18 protein-coding genes and 1 pseudogene are annotated in these 18238 nt (G+C 74.8%); 6 read left to right on the forward strand and 13 right to left on the reverse strand.

Annotation, left to right across the window (positions count from 1 at the left end):
* Positions 1-103: 103 nt before the first annotated feature.
* The 6 genes and pseudogenes from ACI79P_RS15855 to ACI79P_RS15880 all read right to left on the reverse strand — a co-directional run bounded on the left by ACI79P_RS15855 (position 104) and on the right by ACI79P_RS15880 (position 4832).
* The gene (locus ACI79P_RS15855) at positions 104-514 is read right to left on the reverse strand and encodes a YciI family protein (RefSeq protein WP_456582095.1); all 411 of its coding nucleotides are present in this window, start codon (positions 512-514) and stop codon (positions 104-106) included.
* Positions 515-666: 152 nt separating this feature from the next.
* Positions 667-1704: a zinc-binding dehydrogenase gene (locus tag ACI79P_RS15860; protein WP_456582013.1), complete on the reverse strand. Its 1038-nt coding sequence runs from the start codon at positions 1702-1704 to the stop codon at positions 667-669.
* A gap of 116 nt (positions 1705-1820) precedes the next feature.
* Positions 1821-2846, reverse strand: coding sequence for an NAD(P)-dependent alcohol dehydrogenase (locus ACI79P_RS15865; protein ID WP_456582014.1), 1026 nt, complete (start codon positions 2844-2846; stop codon positions 1821-1823).
* Positions 2843-3211, reverse strand: coding sequence for a hypothetical protein (locus tag ACI79P_RS15870; protein ID WP_456582097.1), 369 nt, complete (start codon positions 3209-3211; stop codon positions 2843-2845). The genes ACI79P_RS15865 and ACI79P_RS15870 overlap by 4 nt, the downstream gene beginning before the upstream one ends.
* A gap of 342 nt (positions 3212-3553) precedes the next feature.
* Positions 3554-3775 (reverse strand): annotated as a pseudogene (locus ACI79P_RS15875) (iron-sulfur cluster assembly protein); the annotation flags it as partial.
* A 13-nt stretch (positions 3776-3788) separates the two neighbouring features.
* The gene (locus ACI79P_RS15880; RefSeq protein WP_456582015.1) at positions 3789-4832 is read right to left on the reverse strand and encodes an amidohydrolase family protein; all 1044 of its coding nucleotides are present in this window, start codon (positions 4830-4832) and stop codon (positions 3789-3791) included.
* A gap of 190 nt (positions 4833-5022) precedes the next feature.
* On the opposite strand from ACI79P_RS15880, the gene ACI79P_RS15885 reads away from it, so the two are divergent.
* The 3 genes from ACI79P_RS15885 to ACI79P_RS15895 all read left to right on the forward strand — a co-directional run bounded on the left by ACI79P_RS15885 (position 5023) and on the right by ACI79P_RS15895 (position 7997).
* Positions 5023-6507, forward strand: a complete 1485-nt coding sequence (locus tag ACI79P_RS15885; RefSeq protein WP_456582016.1) for an AAA-type ATPase lid domain-containing protein — start codon at positions 5023-5025, stop codon at positions 6505-6507.
* Between the two features lie 244 nt (positions 6508-6751).
* Positions 6752-7207 carry a hypothetical protein gene (locus tag ACI79P_RS15890; protein WP_456582017.1) on the forward strand — a complete coding sequence of 152 codons (456 nt, stop codon included), beginning with the start codon at positions 6752-6754 and terminating at the stop codon, positions 7205-7207.
* An 88-nt stretch (positions 7208-7295) separates the two neighbouring features.
* Positions 7296-7997 (forward strand): hypothetical protein, encoded by a 702-nt coding sequence (locus ACI79P_RS15895; protein ID WP_456582018.1) that lies wholly within the window; start codon positions 7296-7298, stop codon positions 7995-7997.
* On the opposite strand, the gene ACI79P_RS15900 is transcribed toward ACI79P_RS15895, so the two are convergent.
* The 4 genes from ACI79P_RS15900 to ACI79P_RS15915 form a co-directional block, all read right to left on the reverse strand.
* On the reverse strand, positions 7933-9144 hold the full coding sequence (locus tag ACI79P_RS15900) for an MFS transporter (RefSeq protein WP_456582019.1): 1212 nt from the start codon (positions 9142-9144) through the stop codon (positions 7933-7935). The two genes, ACI79P_RS15895 and ACI79P_RS15900, sit on opposite strands and share 65 nt — an antisense overlap.
* Positions 9145-9204: 60 nt before the next feature.
* Positions 9205-10212, reverse strand: coding sequence for an SMP-30/gluconolactonase/LRE family protein (locus ACI79P_RS15905; protein WP_456582020.1), 1008 nt, complete (start codon positions 10210-10212; stop codon positions 9205-9207).
* Positions 10213-10339: 127 nt separating this feature from the next.
* Positions 10340-10552, reverse strand: a complete 213-nt coding sequence (locus tag ACI79P_RS15910) for a hypothetical protein (RefSeq protein WP_456582021.1) — start codon at positions 10550-10552, stop codon at positions 10340-10342.
* 46 nt (positions 10553-10598) lie between these two features.
* Positions 10599-10904: a muconolactone Delta-isomerase family protein gene (locus ACI79P_RS15915; protein WP_456582022.1), complete on the reverse strand. Its 306-nt coding sequence runs from the start codon at positions 10902-10904 to the stop codon at positions 10599-10601.
* Between the two features lie 195 nt (positions 10905-11099).
* Here ACI79P_RS15915 and ACI79P_RS15920 point away from each other — a divergent pair, with 195 nt between their 5' ends.
* Together ACI79P_RS15920 and ACI79P_RS15925 are read left to right on the forward strand one after the other, a co-directional pair.
* Positions 11100-12614: a flavin-containing monooxygenase gene (locus ACI79P_RS15920; RefSeq protein ID WP_456582023.1), complete on the forward strand. Its 1515-nt coding sequence runs from the start codon at positions 11100-11102 to the stop codon at positions 12612-12614.
* A 72-nt stretch (positions 12615-12686) separates the two neighbouring features.
* Entirely contained in the window at positions 12687-13508 is an 822-nt protein-coding gene (locus ACI79P_RS15925) for an alpha/beta fold hydrolase (protein ID WP_456582024.1), read from the forward strand.
* A gap of 91 nt (positions 13509-13599) precedes the next feature.
* Here ACI79P_RS15925 and ACI79P_RS15930 read toward each other — a convergent pair whose 3' ends face one another.
* A complete protein-coding gene (locus ACI79P_RS15930) occupies positions 13600-14421 on the reverse strand; it encodes an SRPBCC family protein (protein ID WP_456582025.1) in 822 nt (273 codons plus the stop codon).
* A 148-nt stretch (positions 14422-14569) separates the two neighbouring features.
* Positions 14570-16393 (reverse strand): flavin-containing monooxygenase, encoded by a 1824-nt coding sequence (locus ACI79P_RS15935; RefSeq protein ID WP_456582026.1) that lies wholly within the window; start codon positions 16391-16393, stop codon positions 14570-14572.
* A gap of 128 nt (positions 16394-16521) precedes the next feature.
* On the opposite strand from ACI79P_RS15935, the gene ACI79P_RS15940 reads away from it, so the two are divergent.
* A complete protein-coding gene (locus ACI79P_RS15940; protein ID WP_456582027.1) occupies positions 16522-17709 on the forward strand; it encodes a transcriptional regulator in 1188 nt (395 codons plus the stop codon).
* A gap of 25 nt (positions 17710-17734) precedes the next feature.
* Here ACI79P_RS15940 and ACI79P_RS15945 read toward each other — a convergent pair whose 3' ends face one another.
* A complete protein-coding gene (locus ACI79P_RS15945) occupies positions 17735-18127 on the reverse strand; it encodes a hypothetical protein (RefSeq protein ID WP_456582028.1) in 393 nt (130 codons plus the stop codon).
* Positions 18128-18238 lie beyond the last annotated feature (111 nt).

The following is an 18238-nucleotide window of genomic DNA, read 5'->3' on the forward strand; positions in this document are numbered from 1 at the left end:
GGGGGGGGGGGGAGCGGCGGGGTGGGGCTCCGCCCGCGCGGGGCGGGGGGGCGGCCGCGGGTGGGGGGCGGCGGGGCCCCCCCCCCCCCCCCCCCCGGCGGGCTCACAGCTGGCCGGTCCGCTCCCGCCACGCCCGCTCCTTCTGGATCCACTCGTTGTCCCGGGGGAACTCGTCGATGCTGCTGACGCGGCGGATCTCGGCCTTCATGCCGGGGCCGGCCAGCGGCGCCCGCTTCGCCCACTCGATGGCCTCCTCCTGCGAGGCGACGTCGAGGATCCAGAAGCCCCCGAACAGCTCCTTGGTCTCCCCGTACGGGCCGTCGGTGACGACCGGTGGCTGGGAGGAGTAGTCGACGACGACGCCCGTCGCCGCGTCGTCGAGACCCTCGGCCGCGACGAGGACGCCCGCCCGGATCATCTCGTCGTTGAACCGGCCCATCGTCGTGAGGACCTCGTCGAAGTCGACGTTCGCCATCTCGGCGTAGCTCTCGTCGGTGGCCCGCATGATCAGCATGTACTTCACGGCGTCGCTCCTGCGTGGTGTCCGGGTCCCGGTCGGACCCTCTCACCCCTGGGTCGAACGGCGACACCACCGGATCGACAGCCGGCGTGACATCTTCCGATGCCCTCACGCGGGCGGGCTCACGCCCGACGGGCGGCGGGCCGTCAGCGGGCGGGGTCGACCATCGTCATCCCGGCGACCTCCACCCGGTCGAGGACGGGCAGCAGGTCCGCCGCCTCCGCGAGCCCGATGGTGCGCTCCACCAGCAGGTCGGGCCGCAGCGCGCCCCGCTCGATGAGCGCCAGCATGCCCGGGTAGTCGGCCGCCGCCATGCCGTGGCTGCCGAGCAGGTCGAGCTCCCAGCCGATCACCCGGTCCATGGGGACCCGCGGGTGCCCACCGACCGGCGGCAGCAGCCCGATCTGCACGTGGCGGCCTCGCCGCCGGAGGCTCCGGATGCCGTCGGCGCAGGTCTGCTCGCTCCCCACGGCGTCGACGGCGACGTCGCTGCCGCCGCCGGTCAGCTCCCCCACGACGGCCGGGACGTCGGCGCCGTCGGCCAGCACGGTGTGCTCCGCGCCCAGCGTGGCCGCGGCGGCGAGCGCCGCGGGGTTGCGGTCGACCGCGACGACGCGGCAACCCGTCGCGCGGGCGATCATGACGGCGCTCAGCCCCACGCCGCCGGCTCCGACCACGGTCACCCACTCACCGGCGGCGACCCGCGCACGGCCCACCAGGCCGCGGTAGGCCGTCGCGAACCGGCAGCCGAGCGCGGCCGCCGTCGGGAAGTCGACGCGCTCGGGGATCGCGACCAGGTTGGTGTCGGCACCGTGCAGGGCGACCTGTTCGGCGAACGACCCCCAGTGCGTGAAGCCGGGCTGCTGCTGGTCGGGGCAGACCTGGGCCTCCCCCGACCGGCACCACCGGCACCGACCGCAGCCGCAGACGAACGGCACGGTGACCCGATCCCCCAGCTGCCAGCGAGCGACACCGGCGCCGACCTCGGCGACCACGCCGGCGAGCTCGTGCCCGGGCACGTGCGGGAAGGCGATCTCGTCGTGACCGGCCCAGGCGTGCCAGTCGCTGCGGCACATCCCGGTGGCCATCACGCGCACCACCACCCCGCCCGCCGGCGCCGTGGGTGCCGGCACCTCCCGCACCTCGGGTCTGGCTCGGACGGAGTCGACGACGACGGCGCGCACGCCGCCATGCTGTCAGCCGCTGAACACCCGACCGTCAGGCGATGCGGCGGAGCCGGTTGATCCGCAGGCCGTCGTCGTCGGGGGCGCCGGTCGGGGCGGTGGAGGGGCCGGCCCGGTCAGGGCACGAGGATGGCCCGGCCCCGGACCTTCCCGGCGTCGAGATCGCGGATCGCGTCCACGGCCCGGTCCAGCGGGTACTGCTGGGTGTGCAGCGTGACCCTGCCCGCCTGCGCGAGCACCATCAGCTCGGCCAGGTCGGTGTAGGAGCCGACGATGTTGCCGACGACGTTCTTCTCCCCGGCGACGAACTCCAGCGTCGGGATCCGCAGCTCACCGCCGTACCCGATGACGTAGAGCGAGCCGGCCGGGCCGGTCATGCGCCAGCCGTCCATCTCCGCGCCCTGCTCGGCGACGAAGTCGAAGACGACGTCGGCACCCCCGCCGGTCAGCTCCTGCACCGCCTGCACCTGGTCGCCGTCGGCGAGCACGGTCTCGTCCGCGCCGATCTGCCGGGCGAGCTCCAGGGCGTCGGGGTTGCGGTCGACGACGACGATCCGCGTGCCCGACAGCGCGGCCAGGCACTGGACGCCGATGTGGCCGAGCCCGCCGGCGCCCTGCACGACGGCGGTGGTGCCCGGGTGCAGCAGCGGCAGGGCCTTGCGCACGGCGTGGTAGGCGGTGATGCCGGCGTCGGCGAGCGCGGCGACGTCGGCCGGGTTGGTCGACGGGTCGAGCTTCACGCAGGCGCGGGCGGTCGTGCGCAGGTACTCGGCCATGCCGCCGTCGTCGTTCGACAGCCCCGGGAAGAAGGCGTTCTCGCACTGCATGTCCCGGCCGGCGCGGCAGGCCGCGCACAGCCCGCAGCTGGGCTGCGGGTGCAGGATCACGGTGTCGCCGACGGCGACGTTGGTGACGCCCTCGCCGACCGCGTGGACCCACCCGGCGTTCTCGTGCCCGATCACGTAGGGCAGGTCGGGGTTCTGCAGCTCCGCCCACTGGCCCTCGAGGATGTGCAGGTCGGTGCGGCAGACCCCGGCGCCACCGATCTTCACGATGACGTCGAGCGGCCCCCGCAGCTGCGGCTCGGGGATGTCGTCGATGCTCGGGTCGGCGTGGTAGGCGTGCACGCGGACGGCCTTCACGGGCGGATTCCCTTCGAGACGGTGAGCGGGAGGAGCGGTCGGTCCTCGGGGCGGGGCGCCTGGTCGGCCTCCGACCCCGGGTAGCGGGTGGTGAGCAGGCCGCGGCAGAAGTGCGCGTTGCCGTCGATGGAGATCCGCACGGAGCGGGCCCGGCGCAGGAACAGCGCGGCCTCCTCCCTGGTGGGGCGGGTGCCGTCGGCGTCGACGAGCACGGGTGCGTCGTCGTCCAGCGGCAGGCCGAGCGCGGCCCGGCGGTGCAGCAACGCCTCGGTGGTGCGCTCCCCCGCCGGCAGGTCACCGAGCACGAGCGCCGCGACGTCCACGCCGGGATCGGTGCGCAGCAGGGCGGTGACCGCCCGCTCCATCGCGGCGGTGTGCGCCTTGCGGACGAAGGTCGCGCGGAGCTCGTCCAGCGAGTCCTCGGCCTCGGGCCCGAAGGTGCCGCGGTAGCCCGATCCGGCGGCCAGGCCGCGGTTGATCAGATCGGAGTCGTGGGGGGGGGGGGGGGGGGGGGGGGGGGGGGGGGGGGGGGGGGGGGGGGGGCCGCCGGCGCCGGCGGCGGGGCGGGCCCGGCCGCCGCCGGCCGGCAGCCCCCCCCCCCCCCCCCCCCCCCCCCCCCCCCCCCCCCCCCCCCCCCCCCCCCCCCCCCCCCCCCCCCCCCCCCCCCCCCCCCCCCCCCCCCCCCCCCCCCCGGACTCCACCCCGGGGACGGCGGCTACCGCGGCCCGGGCATCGGACGCCATGAGCCACGCGAAGTTGGGCGCGCAGAACGACGTCGGCAGCCGCAGGTGCACCTCGGCACGGGCGCCCGTCACCGACACGGAGCGGACGAAACCGAGGTCGGTGATCGGCTCGTCCAGCTCCGGATCGGCGACGGTGTCCAGGGCCGCGCGCACCGCGGCTCGCAGGTCGGGCAGGAGGGCGGTCACGGGGGCCTCGGCCTCAGACGGTCGCGAGGTCGGCGGCGGACGGGTCCCGGGGGCCGGTCAGGGTCTGGTCGGCGTCGGGCAGCTGCAGCTCCGGCGGCACCGGCAGGTCGTAGAGCTTGGCCGCATTGAGGCCGAGGACCTTCTTCTTCTGCACGGTGGTGAGCGGCGCGTACTCGGTCAGGTCCTCGGGGATCTGGAAGTCGACGAACTTCTGCACCAGCCACTGCGGGGTCCACAGCGCGTAGTCGCTGGAGAAGAGGATGCGGTCCTCCCCGATCCAGTACAGGAGCTCGCCCATGATCTGGGCGAAGTAGCGCGGCCGGGTGTGGATGAACGGGATGGCCACGGCCAGGCCGGCGACCACGTTGGGCTCCTGGGTGGCGATCCAGCAGAAGTCCTCGAGCCGCGGGAGGCCGCAGTGCTCGACGACGAAGGTCAGGTCGGTGAAGTCGGTGGCCACGTGGTCGACGTCGGCGACGTCGAAGGCATCGCGGTCCAGCGGCCGGATCGTCGGGCCCTTGTGGACGTGGATGTTCCGGATGCCGACCTCGCGGCACACCTCGAGGTACCGGTAGGCCATCGGGTCGGTGAGCTTCCAGCCGCGGGACTCGCCGTGCCAGTCCGCGGTGTAGAGCTTCACGCCCTTGAGGTTCATCCGCTCCGCCGCGGCCCGCAGGGCGTCCAGGCCGTTCTCGCCGTCGCGCGGATCCCAGTAGTGGTTGTAGGTCAGCTTGTCGGGGTGGGCCTGGGCGAGGGCGAACGCCTCCTCCGTCTGGCCGAAGCCCCGGTGGTAGAACTCGGCGAGCCGGGCCGGCTGGAAGATCGCGTGGTCGACCATCCCGTCGCCGAAGACGTCGCGCATCAGCCGCTCCCCGCCCTGGTAGAGGTACTCCTCGTAGGACCAGACCTCGGACTCGGGGCTGAGGTTGCGGTGGTAGTCGTAGAAGCAGTCGATGAACTGCTTGCCGTGCACGTTCCGCTGGTTCTCCGGGCGTGCGTCCCACAGCGCGATGTGGGCGTCCACGATGAAGTACTCCTCGCCGTCCCTGCGGTACATCTGCCGGCCTCCCAGCGTCTCCCGGTGTGGCGACGGTCACGCCGCTCGGAGACGACGCTAGGAGGGTCGCGCTCCACCCGGAAGATGTGGTCTGTCTCACTTTGAGACGCCGCTGAGGCGTACCGTGCCGGGCCAACCGGCAACGAGGCGGGTGCGGAGGCGCACGCACCCCCGGAGGAGGTGCTCCGGCGTGGAGACGGAACGGCCCGGGTCGCCACCGGCACCCCTCGGCCCCGGCCCGCGCCCCGACGGGCGGCTCGCGGCGCCCCGGCTGCGGGCCTCGTGGCGGCGCAGCCAGCAGTACGGGGTATCCCCCGACGAGGTCCTGCCGCGCTTCACCGGCTCGGTCGACACCGGGTCGCTGCTGTACGAGTGCGGATCGCAGGTGCTCGCGGGGCTGCAGGCCACGATCGCCAACGAGCCGGTCAGCCTGATGGTCGCCGACCGCGAGGGGCTGGTGCTGACCCGGCTGTGCAGCGACGCGGGGATGCGGCGCTCCCTGGACGCGGTGCACCTGGCGCCGGGCTTCTACTACTCCGAGCGGCAGGCCGGCACCAACGGGCTCGGCCTCTCCCTCGCCGACCGCGCCCCCACGCTCGTCCGGGCCGCGGACCACTACTGCGCCGAGCTGCGCGGGTACACCTGCGCGGCCGTCCCCGTCCTGGACCCGGTGTCCGGCGAGCTGGCGGGGTCGATGAACCTCACCACCTGGTCGGACTCGTCCTCCGAGCTGCTGCTGGCCCTGGCGCAGGCGGCGGCCGGCGCCACGAGCGGGCTCATGCTGCAGCGGGCCACCGGTCGGCCGGCGGGATCGGCACCCCGGGGCGAGGTCTTCCGGGTGGTCGCCGGGGCCGCCGGCGACGAGGACCCGTGCGTCTCGGCCGCGTGGCACGCGGCCCTCGCGTCCGCGAGGGCGGCCGATGCGGCGGGCCGGGTGCTCGCCGTCGTCGGCGAGCCGGGGGTCGGCAAGTCGACGCTCGCCGTCACGGCGCGCCGGCACCGGGGCCTCGGCCGCCGGGTCCTGCACGCCCGTGCGCCCGGCGACGACGGCGCTGCGGCCTGGTTGGACCTGTGGACACCCGAGCTGCGGGACCCCGAGGTGCACGTCGTCGTGTCGGCCGCCGACCGGCTGCCGGCGTGGGCGGCCGAGGAGCTCGCCGCCGTCCTGGCCGCCGCACGGCGGACCGACGGCCGCCCGCAGCCCTTCGTCCTGACCAGCCGGGAGTACGCCGCGCTCCCCCCGCCGCTGGCGCTGCTGGTCGACGCCGTCGTCGAGGTGCCGCCGCTGCGCCTGCGCACCGATGACGTCATGGCGGTGGCGCACGCCGTGGCACGGGCCGAGCGGCACCGCCCCGTCGAGTTCACCGCCCGCGCGGCCCGCGCGCTGACCGGCTGCCCGTGGCCGGGCAACACCCGCCAGCTGCGCCGGGTGGTGCGCGAGGCCGTGGCCCGCGCCGACGTCGTCGACGTCCACCACCTCGCCCCGGAGGTGCTCGACGGGGGCTCCCGCGTGCTGAGCCGGCTGGAGCGGCTGGAGCGCGACGAGATCGTCCGCTGCCTCACCGAGCCGGGCACCACGGTGACCAGGGCCGCGCAGACCCTCGGCATCGGCCGGGCCACCCTGTACCGCAAGATCGCGCGCTACGGGCTGGCCCTGCCCGAGGCGCCCGGCTGAGCGTCAGCCGTGGTCAGCAGCCGCGGACCCTGCACCCCGTAGCAGTGCGGCGCCCCCGGCTCCCCGGCGGGTCCGGCCACCTGGTGGACGGGCCTGGCCGCTGCGTGAACGGCAGGCATGCCGACGACGGACGGCGCGCGGGCCGGGCGCGTCGGATCGGCGGCCGGCGGTGGTCGGCGTGGTCGGACGCCGTGACGTGGCACACACTGGCCGTCGTCGGCACCGCCCGAACAGGAGCCCGTCCATGCGCCGCTGCCTCGTCGTCGCCAACCAGACCCTGTCCAGCGAGAGCCTCGGCCGGGCCGTGCAGGAGCGCATCGCCGCCGGGCCGCACTCCTTCCACCTCGTCGCGCCGGCCACCCCGGCGCGGGACGAGGTCGACGGCCCCAGCGCGTACGCGGCCGTGGGGCCCTCCGTGCAGGAGCGCGCCTTCGCGCTGGCGCGGCAGCGTCTGGACCGGGCGCTGGACGAGCTCCGCGCCGTGGGCGCCGAGGTCGACGGCGAGGTCGGCGACCCCGATCCGCTGCAGGCCGTCCGGGCCGCGCTCGGCCACTTCCCGGCCGACGAGATCGTCGTCTCGACGCTGCCGCGCGGCCTGTCGCAGTGGCTCCGCCGCGACCTCCCGGCCCGGCTGCGCAAGGCCTGCGGTGTCCCGGTCACGCAGCTCACCGCGGGCGCGGGCAGCGGGGCGCGCACCTGAGCACCCGGGAGCCCGGCGGGGTCGGGAACCGTCGAGCGGTCCGTGAGCGTTGCCTGGGGACCGGCCACCGCCCTGCACGAGGAGCTCCATGACCACCCCGTTGCCCACCGGCCCCGCCGTCGCCCTCGAGGTGGGCGACGACGGCGAGCTGTCGTGGCTGATGTCGCTCGACCCCACGGTCCTGGCGGTCCTCGGCGGCACCGTGCTGGTGTTCCTGCTCGTCACCCTGCTCACCGCCTGGCTGGTGGTGCGGCGCGTGCGGCGCAGCCCGCTGGTCGCCCGCGGCCGGGAGCTGGCCTCCCGCGGCCGCGAGCTGGGCCTGCAGGGGGCCACCGCCGTCGCCGCGCGCCGCCTGCCACCGGGTTCCCGGCGGTCCGCGGCGGAACTGCAGCTGGAGATCTGCCGGGCGCGGGACGGGCTGCGCCGCCACGTGGCCGCGGCGCAGGCGGCCGGTGCGCACCTCGGCGACGTGCCCGACCTGCTGCCGTCGCTGGTCGCCGAGGGCAGCCGGCTCGAGCAGCGGCTGCGGCAGCGAGCCCTGGGGGCCGACCCGACCGACCGCTCCGATCCGGAGCCCGAGGCCCGGGCCTACCTGGACACGGTCGCCGACGTCTGCGAGGCGGTGCGCGAGGCCGAGCGGGCGGTGGTGGCGAGCAGCCGCCCGGTCACCGACGTCGCCGATGCGGTCGCCGCCCTGCGCGCGCACACCACCGCCTACCAGGAGCTCACCGCGCCGCCGGCTGCGCCGTCGCTGCCTTCTCCGGCGCCGGAGCTCCGCGACCGACGCTGAGCACGACCAGGGTGGCGGCCAGCCCCAGGACCAGGCAGCCGCCGATCGCCGGGAGGTAGGAGCCCGAGGCGTCGACGGCCGCGCCGGCCAGCGGTGCGCCGAGGGCGGAGCCGATCCCGGCGCTGGTGTACAGGACGCCGAGCAGCCCACCGAGGCGGGTGGTGCCGAAGCGGTCGGCGACGACGGCGGGCCCGATCGCCACGAAGCCCCCGTAGCCGACGCCGAGCACCACGGCGAAGGCGAGCAGCATGCCGTACCCGCTGCCCAGCGCCCACAGCGCGAAGCTCAGCCCCATGGTGAGGAAGCACCCCTGGAAGGCGCGCAACGACCCGGTCCGCGCCGCGATCAGCCCCAGCAGCAGCCGGCCGGCGGTGCTCGCCAGCCCGATCACGCCGACCAGGGCCGCCGCCGCGACCCGGTCGACGCCCTGCTGCACGGCGTACCCGGGCAGGTGCACGAACGGCACGAACAGGGCCACGGACAGCAGCCCCGAGGCCAGGTACAGCCGCCGGTAGTCGCGGTTGCGCACCGCGTCGCGGAGCGTCAGCGCCGCCTGGCCCGCCTCCACCGGCGGCGCCTGGACCACCAGGGCGCACACCACGAGGACCAGCGCCCCGGCCAGCCCCAGGACGAGGTGGGTGGTGCGCCACCCGAGCTCGCCGATCAGCGCGGCGGCCAGCGGCGCCACCGCGAGGGTGCCCAGGCCGATGCCCGTCACCGACACCCCGATCGCGAGCGTGCGGCGCCGCTCGAACCACCCGCTCACGACGGCCACCATCGGGACGTAGGCGCAGGCCACCCCGATGCCGACCCCCAGCCCGTAGGTGACCAGGCCTATCCAGAGCTCACCGGCCAGCGAGGTCGCGGTCAGCCCGGCGCCGAGGGCCACGGCACCGACCAGCAGCACCCGCCGGGGGCCGTAGCGGTCCACCGCGACGCCGCTGAGCGCGCCGAGGCCGAAGTAGGTGAGCGAGGTCAGGGCGAAGAACGCCGACGTCGCGCCACGACCGGAGCCGAACTCCTCGGCCATCGGGGCGAGGAAGGCACCGAACGAGTAGGCGATGCCGAACGAGACGAACATCCCGGCGAACGCCGCGGCGACCATCACCCAGCCGCGGACCGAGTCGACCGCTGCCGAGGAGCGCATGGGGTCGGACGATACGAGACCGCCGGGCGCGACGGTGCGAGGCCGGGACCGGCCGGGTCGTCAGGGGCGGAACCGCAGGACGACCACCTCCGAGTCCTGCGACGGGGGGGCCTCGTCGAACTGGCTGTCCACCAGCAGCAGCCGCCCGCGGGCGACGTCCGCGGTGGTCAGCACGCGGTCGGGGTCGGTGGCCACCTCGGCGACCGCCCGGGCCGCCGTGGCGTCCGGGTCCAGCCGCAGGTAGGTGAGGATGCGCGGGAAGTTGCGGACGGCGACCAGCGTGCGCCCCTGCACCACGAGCCCATCGGCAGAGGTCAGGTCGACGTCGCCGGTGTCGACGAGGGTGGGCGCCGCCGTCGCCAGCTCGAAGCGCCACAACTGCCCGGCCGCGCTGTGCGCCACCACGAGCGACCGGCGGTCGGGGGCCACCTCGATGCCGTTGAGGCCGAACGTGCCCGGCTCCTGCGCGATGGTGCCGGCCGCGTCCGACCACAGCGACGCCGTCCACTCCCCGTGCTCGCGGGCGATCCGGAAGATCCGCGGGGTGGTCGAGTCGGTGACGTAGGCGGCGCCGTCCGGGCCGACGACGACGTCGTTGAGGAACAGCGGGCCGTCGACGGGCATCCGCAGGGCCGCCAACAGGTCGCGGTCGTCGTCGTAGATCCAGAAGTCCGGGGCGTCCGCGGGCGCGCCGTCCTGCGTGCGGTTGTCGCCCCCGGCGACGTAGACCCGTTCGCGCCGGTCGGTGGCGATGCCGACGGCGACGCGCCGGCCGTCCGCCAGGGCGTCGTCCTCGTCCAGCCACACATCGGTCCGCGGGTGGTCGAGCCGGCCGCGGTGGAGTTCCCCGCCGGTGGTCTCCGTGACGTAGAACGCCCGGCCCTTCCCGGCGACGGCGATCCCCTCGAACTGGGAGCCCTCCGGATCGCCGGACAGCGCGTAGGTGACCGGCTGGCCGCGGCCCTCACCGGGACGGCGGTCGTCCGCGGCGACGGGCGGGGCGAGCGCCAGCACGAACGGCGGGAGGAGGAAGACCGCCGCGGCGGTGCGGCGGAGCGTCGGGCGCATGAGGCCTCCGTGTGGAGTGGGTGGACCCCCGTGCGACCCACACGATGACGCGGCCGTCCCCGGAGCGCCAGCGCGGCCTGCGCGCCGCGCGCTCCGGGCGACCAGCCGGCAGCGACGGCGCTCCGGATCAGGGTTCGGCCGCGTCCCCGGTCGCGGTCAGCCACGCCCGCGCCGCCGCGTAGTCCTCGGCGGTCCCGAGGACCCGGTAGCCGCTCGGGGTGCGTTCCAGCAGCAGCCAGGCGCCGTCGAACGCCTCGAGGACCGTGTCGTCGCAGCGGTCCGGCAGCCCGTGGGGGAACCGGGCCGAGCGGATCTCGCGCCGGTGGGGCGGCGGCGTCACGGACATGGGCTCGCCGGGAGGGGAGGCCCATCCGCACCGGCCGCGGTCAGGACTGCCAGCGCCTGCGCACGTCCTCGGCGAAGGCGGTGTACTCCCGGACCGGGAGGACCTCCTCGAGGGTCAGGTGGTGGCTCATGGGCAGGGCGCCCATCACGACCTGGTCGAGCTGGTCGTGCGACTCGACCTCCACGATGCCGATCACCCGGCGCTGGCCGGCCACCTTGTACAGGCTCTTGATCAGCCCCGCCTCCATCGCGCCGACCGCCGCCTGGGTCTCCCGCTCCCACTCGTCCCAGAACTCGTCGCGGTCCAGGCGGGTGTGTTCGACGCGGAAGCTGAGGTGGAACAGCATCGGGCGCTCCTGAGGTGCGGGGCGGCGCCGTCCGGCGCCGCCGCTGCGGGATGGCCGTCAGGGTGCTCCCGCGTCCTCCGCGCGACAAGGCCTCGGACCGGCCGGTGTTCCCGGGCGCGCCGGGTCTCCCGCAGCGGCCGTCGCGGTGGGTACCTTCTGTGACCTGGACCACAGCAGCACGTGGAGGTCGGCACCATGACCCTGACCGAGCAGCGCACCGAGCCGGAGCAGGCGGGCGACCCGTCCGCCCCCGAGCACGTCGACGTCCTGATCGTCGGGAGCGGCGTCTCGGGCATCGGGGCCGCCCACCACCTCCGGGAACGCTTCCCCGAGAAGTCGCTCGTGCTCCTCGACGCCCAGGACCGCCACGGGGGGACCTGGTGGACCCACCGGTACCCCGGCGTCCGCTCGGACAGCGACCTGTTCACCTACGGCTACCGCTTCAAGCCCTGGCGCGGACCCTCCATCGCGGCGGGCGAGGAGATCCTGAAGTACCTGGACGAGGTCATCGCCGAGGACGGCCTCGCGCCGCACATCCGCTTCCTGCACCAGGTCACGGCAGCGAACTGGTCGAGCGAGGACCGACGGTGGACCGTGCACGTCACCCGCACCGACACCGGGCAGGAGCTGCGGTTCACCACCGGCTTCCTGTGGATGTGCCAGGGCTACTACAACCACGCCCGGCCCTACCAGCCGCGCTGGGAGGGGATGGAGCGGTACGAGGGCCAGGTCGTGCACCCGCAGCAGTGGCCCGACGACCTGGACCTCTCCGGCAAGCGGGTCGTCGTCATCGGGTCCGGGTCCACGGCGGCGACGCTGATCCCCGCCATCGCCGGGCAGGCGGCGCACGTCACCATGCTGCAGCGCTCGCCGTCCTACTTCCTCGCCCCGCCGTTGACGCACGACCTCGCGGTGACGCTGCGGCAGCTGGACATCCCGGAGGACTGGACCCACGAGATCCTCCGCCGGGCCTACACCGCCGAGTTCAACGAGCTGGCCCGGCTGGCGCACGAGGCCCCCGACGATCTGCACACGTTCCTCATGGAGTCGATGAAGCCGCTGCTCCCGGAGGGCTTCGACGTCGAGAAGCACTTCACGCCGCGCTACCGCCCGTGGCAGCAGCGCATCGCGATCGTCCCCGAGGGTGACCTGTTCGCGGCGCTCCGGGAGGGGAAGGCCTCGATCGTCACCGACACCATCGAGACCTTCACCGAGACGGGGATCCGGGTCGGCTCCGGGGAAGAGCTGGAGGCGGACGTCGTGGTCACCGCCACGGGGTTCGACCTCTCCGTGCTCGGGGACGTCGCCTTCGCCGTGGACGGCGAAGCGGTGGACTTCACCGAACGCTTCACCTGGCGCGGCCTGATGATCAGCGGCGTCCCCAACATGGCCTACGTCTTCGGCTACTTCCGGCACAGCTGGACGCTTCGGGTGGACCTCGTCAGCGACCTCGTGGTCCGGCTGATGGAGACCATGGAGCTCAAGGACGCCACCATGGTCGTCCCGACGCTGCGCGACGAGGACGCCGGCATGCAGGTGCGCCCGTGGTGCGACCCGGAGGACTTCAACGCCGGGTACGTCATGCGGTCCCAGCACGTGCTGTTCAAGCAAGGCGACCGCGAGCCGTGGACGCACATGCTGGAGCACGCGGCAGAGGCCGAGATCCTGCCCAAGGCCGATCTCGACGACGGGTCGCTCGTCTACCGGTGACGCCGACGCCCTGCCCAGATCTCCCGACGGGCGCCGTGCCCGGCGGGTTCCACAGCTCAGCGAGGAGCAACCATGCCGCAGACGGCCGTCCGGACCGGAGTGACGCTCAACTACGAGATCAGCGGCGAGGGCGACCCGCTGCTGCTCGTCATGGGGACGTCGGGATCGCTGCTGCTCTGGGGCGAGCTGATCCCGCGGCTGGCCGAGCACCACCGGGTGATCGCCTACGACAACCGCGGGCTCGGCGGCAGCGAGCGAGGCGAGGGCGAGATCACCGTGGCCTCCTTGGCCGAGGACGCCTCCGCCCTGCTGGAGGCACTGGACGTCCCGCGGGCGCACGTCATGGGCTGGTCGCTCGGCTCGGCGATCCTGCAGGAGCTCGCGCTCGCGCACCCGGAGCAGGTCGCGACCGCGGTCATGTACGCGACCTGGGCGCGGTGCGACGGCTTCCAGCGCTCGGTCCTCTCCGCCCTGCGGCACCCCTACGCCACGTGGGACATGGAGGCGGCCCTGGCGAGCGCCGGCATCGCCTTCTCGCCGCAGCTGCTCGACCACCCCGACTTCGAGAAGATGCTCGAGCCGATGCTGCCGGCGTTCCCCCAGACCGAGGAGCAGATGCAGGTCACGGTCGAGCAGTGGGACGCCGACCTGGCGCACGACACCCTCGACCGGCTGGGCGGCATCACCGCCCCCACCCTCGTGGTCGTGGGCGAGCAGGACCTGCTCACCCCGCCCTGGCAGGCGAAGGCGGTCGCCGACGCCGTTCCGGGCGCGCGGTACGAGCTGATGACGGGGCCGGGGTCCAGCCACGGGCTGCACATCGAGCGACCCGACGACCTGGTGCGCCTGGTGACCGCGTTCCTGACCGAGCACACGCTGCTGCAGTCGAGCTGAGCCGGGGGCGGCCCGGGACGGTCAGCGGGCAGGACCCACGAGCACGCGCGGGTCGGTGGAGGACGCACCCGTCCTCCACCGACCCCGATGATCAGCGGCTGCCGCCGCCGATCATCGGATCGTCGCCGCGATCGACCGTGCCCCGCTCGGCACCCTCCGTGGAGGAGCCCGTGGTGTAGCGACCCGGGTCCGACTCGTCGACCATCACGTCGTCCCGGACCTCGTCCGCGGGAGGCTGCGGAACCACGGCGACCCCCTCGGGCCGGCTCGGGGGCACCTGCTCGTGCGGCTGCTGCTCGCCGCTCTTGGACCCGGCCGCGACGGCGCCCGCGGCGGCGGCCGCGACCCCGGCCACGGCGGCGGCGCCCGCGGCGACCGCCTTGCCCGAGACCCCGGCCTTGCCGCTGTCCCCCCGGGACGGGAAGGCCGCGTTCACCCCGGGCGTGCCGACGTCCTCGCCGGGGTTGATCGTCCCGCGCCAGCCCCCGGTGGCGTAGCCCTCGCTCTCCACCAGCTCCTTGAACCGCCGCAGGTCGGACTCGACCTGCCGCTCCACGACGCCCAGCTTGTCGCCGACCTTCTCCACGAGCCCCTCCGGCTCGTACTCCAGCGACAGGTGCACGAGCGTGGCGCCCGCACCCACCGGCTGGAAGCGCACCGCCCCGGCGTTGGTCGCGCCCTCCGTCGCGGCCCACGCGACCTTCTGGTCGGGAACCTGCTCCAGGATGGTGGCGTCCCACTCCCGCCGGACGCCGGCGATCTCGGCCACCCAGTGCAGGCGCTTGTCGCCGTGCTGTCGAACTTCCTTGACCCCGCCCATGAAGTGCGGGAAGTCCTCGAACTGGGTCCACTGGTTGTAGGCGGTCGTCACCGGTACGTCGACCTGGATCGACTTCTCAGCCTTCGTCGTCATCGTTCGTCCTCCCATGGTGAGTTGCGTCACTCACCCACCGCCTACCCGCACACCGGCCCGCCGACGCCCCCTGATGCGGAACGCCCGGAGATGCGGCGCCGGGCCACCCCGCCGCACGTGCCCCGTCGCCGCCCTCCACCAGGCCGGGTCAGCTCACGTGGTGCACCTCCGGCAGCCCGTACACCGGCGTCGGGATCCCCTCGTAGCGCGCCTTGAGCTGCAGCGCCAGGTAGAGGGAGTAGTGCCGGGACTGGTGCAGGTTGCCGCCGTGGAACCACAGGGCCTCCTGCCGGGTGGGCTTCCACATGTTGCGCTGCTCGCCCTCCCACGGCCCCGGGTCCTTGGTGGTGTCCGAGCCCAGGCCCCACACCTTGCCCACCCGGTCGGCGACCTCCTGGCTGATGAGGTCGGCCGCCCAGCCGTTCATGGACCCGTAGCCGGTGGCGTAGACGACCAGGTCGGCGGGCAGCTCGGTGCCGTCGTCCAGGACGACGGCGTCCTCGGTGAGGCGCACCACCTGGCCGTGTGCCAGCTTGACCCGGCCGTCGGCCACGAGCTCCGCGGCGCCGACGTCGATGTAGTAGCCCGAGCCGCGGCGCAGGTACTTCATGAACAGGCCCGAGCCGTCCTCGCCCCAGTCCAGCCAGAAGCCGACCTTCTCCAGCCGGTCGTAGAAGTCGGCGTCCTTCTGCTTCATCTGCTCGTACAGCGGGATCTGGAACTCGTGCAGGATCCGGTACGGCAGCGAGGCGAAGATCAGGTCCGCCTTCTCCGTCGTCACCCCGGCGGCCACCGCCTCCTCCGAGTAGAGCGCGCCGAGCCCGATCTCCATGAGGCTGTCGCTCTTGACGATGTGCGTCGAGGAGCGCTGGACCATGGTCACGTCGGCGTCGTGCTCCCACAGCGCCCCGCAGATGTCGAAGGCGGAGTTGTTGCTGCCGATGACGACGACCTTCTTGCCGGCGTAGGCGTCGGGCCCGGGGTGCGCCGACGAGTGCTGCTGGTCACCGCGGAAGACGTCCTGCCCCGGGATGACGGGGACGTTCGGCTTCCCGGACATCCCGGTGGCCAGGACGACGTGCTTCGGCCGCAGGGTGAGCGGCTTGCCCTCGCGCTCGACCTGGACGGTCCACTCGCCCTTCTCCTCGTCGAAGGTCGCCGACGTCGCCGTGGTGCTGCCCCAGTAGGGCACCTCCATGACCTTGACGTAGCTCTCCAGCCAGTCGCCGATCTTGTCCTTGGGCGAGAACACCGGCCAGTTGTCGGGGAACTTCAGGTAGGGCAGGTGGTCGTACCAGACCGGGTCGTGCAGGCAGAGGGACTTGTAGCGCCCGCGCCACTGGTCCCCCGGCCGCGGGTGCTTGTCGACGACGAGCGCCGGCACGCCGAGCTGGCGCAGCCGGGCGCCGAGGGCGATGCCGCCCTGCCCGCCGCCGATGACGAGGACGTAGGGCTGGACGCCGACGCCGAGATCGGCCTCCTCCTGCTCGCGGCGCTCCAGCCAGGTGCGGCGCTCCTTGTTCGCCCCGTGCTCCGCCCCCATCGGCCGGGCCGGGCCGCGCGGCTCCTCGTGGCCCTTCAGCTCCGACAGGGTGGTCAGCAGCGTCCACGCCCTCGCCTCGCCGTCCTCCTCGACCAGCCGCACGAGCCCGCGCCCCCGGCCGACCGCGGTCTCGAAGGTGAACCAGGCGGTGGTCACCCCGTCGGCCTCCTCGGGCTGCTCGTCGACGGTGAGACCGCGGGGATCGGTCCCGTCGAGCGTCGCGGTGAGCAGGTCGGCGACGCCCGCGGGGTTCTCGACGGTGGTGATGTTCCAGGTGAAGGAGACGAGGTCGCGCCAGAAGCTCGTCCCGGCGAACATCCCGGCGGCGCGCGCCACGTCTCTGGCCCGCAGCGCCTCCTCGAAGCCGGTGAGCCAGCGGTGCGCCCGCTGCTCCGGGGTCTGCGTGGGCGTGTCCAGGGTCTGGGTCATGCGCTGCTCCTCCTCCGGGCACCGGACGGCGTGGTGTGATGTGCAGCACAACGCGCCGCGGCCCGTGGGGGAAGCGTTGCAGCGAGTTGCACGCCCCCGGCCGCGGCGCCCGCCCGGAGGAGGTGGTCGTGGCCGGCTACTCGGCGATCGCTCCCGGGACCGACCTGGCGGAGCACGCCCGGGTGCTGGTCCGGGTGCACGACGCGGTGATCGCGGGCGGGCGCCCGCCGGTCCGCCCGCGGGGCGTGGTCGCGCGCTCGTGGTCGAGGGTCCTGGGCCTGGGCCTCGACGCCTCCCGCTCCAACGCCCGGGAGCCGCTGCCCCTGGAGGAGGTGGAGCGGCGCCGCCGTGCCAGCCCCCTGTCGCTGGTGGTCGGCGAGCTCCGGCAGGTGCTGGGCAGCGTCGCCGAGGCCTCCTCCTTCCTCGTGGTGGTCACCGACGCGGACGGCGTGATCCTCTGGCGGGAGGGGTCCGCGCGGCTCCGGGTGCGGGCGGACGCGCTCGGTTTCGCCGAGGGGGCGCGCTGGACCGAGGCCGCGGTGGGCACCAACGCGATCGGGACCGCCCTGGCCGAGGCCGCGCCGGTGCAGCTGTTCTCCGCCGAGCACTTCGAGACGGCCCAGCACCCCTGGTACTGCACCGCCGCGCCGCTCCACCACCCCGTGAGCGGGGAGCTGCTCGGCGTCGTGGACGTCAGCGGGCCGGCGCTCACCCTGCACCCGGTCATCGGCGCCCTCGTGGAGACCGCCGTCAAGCTGGCCGAGTCGCAGTTGTGGCGCCACCACGAGCACCGCCTGGAGCGGCTGCGCCGGTCGGCCCGCGCCGCGCTGGAGACCGTCCGGGGCCCCGTCCTGCTGGTCGACGACGACGGCTGGGTCGCGCACCGCTCCGGCATCGCGGTGCGCGACCGGATCGAGGTGCCGCGGCCCGACCGGCTCCTCGCAGTTCCGGGGCTGGGGCTGTGCACCCCCGAGCGGCTCGGTGAGGGCTGGTTGGTGCGCCCGCGCGGCCCCGGTGCCGACATCCTGGCCGAGCTGGACCTGACCGGCCCGCCGGTGCTCCGGCTGCGGACCGACGCCGGGTCGTGGCGGACCCCGCTCACCCGGCGCCACGCCGAGGTGCTCGTGCTGCTGCAGCGGGCCGGCCGCGCGGGGCTGACCGCCGCGGGGCTGAGCACGGCGCTGTACGGCGACGAGGAGCACTGCGTGACGGTGCGCGCGGAGGTGTCGCGGCTGCGCCGGGTCGTCGGCGCCCTCGTGGCCACCGCCCCCTACCGGCTCGCGAGCGGCGTCACCCTCTCGGTCGTCCGGTCCTGACGAGCCGCCGACGGGCGGGGCCCGGTCAGCCGCGGCGGCCGAGGATGCGGCGGAGCAGCCCGGACCTCCGCTGCTCGTGCGCAGGTGCAGGCGACCCGGCCGCCACCGGGGGAGCCGCCCAGACCGGAGCCGCCGAGCGGGGCGCTACCCAGACGCGAGCCGCCGAGCGGGGAGCCGCGGAGCGGGCACCGGCGGCGGCGACCCGGGCGCGGTCCCGGTGCTCGTGGGCGACCCGCTCGTGCGCCAGGTAGTGCTGGAGGCTCTCCGGCGCGAGCCGGCTGCCGCGCGCGGCGACGTCGTGCCGGGCCTCCCGCTCGCAGGCGCGCTTCTCCGCCTCGGTCATCTGGAGCGGATCCCACCCGCCGCGCCGCCGGCCGGTCTCCCCGGGGGGCTGAGGCGTTCCGCCGACGACGGTCATGACGGCTCCTCTCGTCGCAGGGTGCCGTCCAGCCTGGACCCCGCCGGCGCCGCGGCACAGGGCCGCAGGTCACTCCTCGCCGACGGCGCGGGCACGGCGGCCTCCGGTCGC

Source organism: Blastococcus sp. SYSU DS0510 (assembly GCF_054050835.1).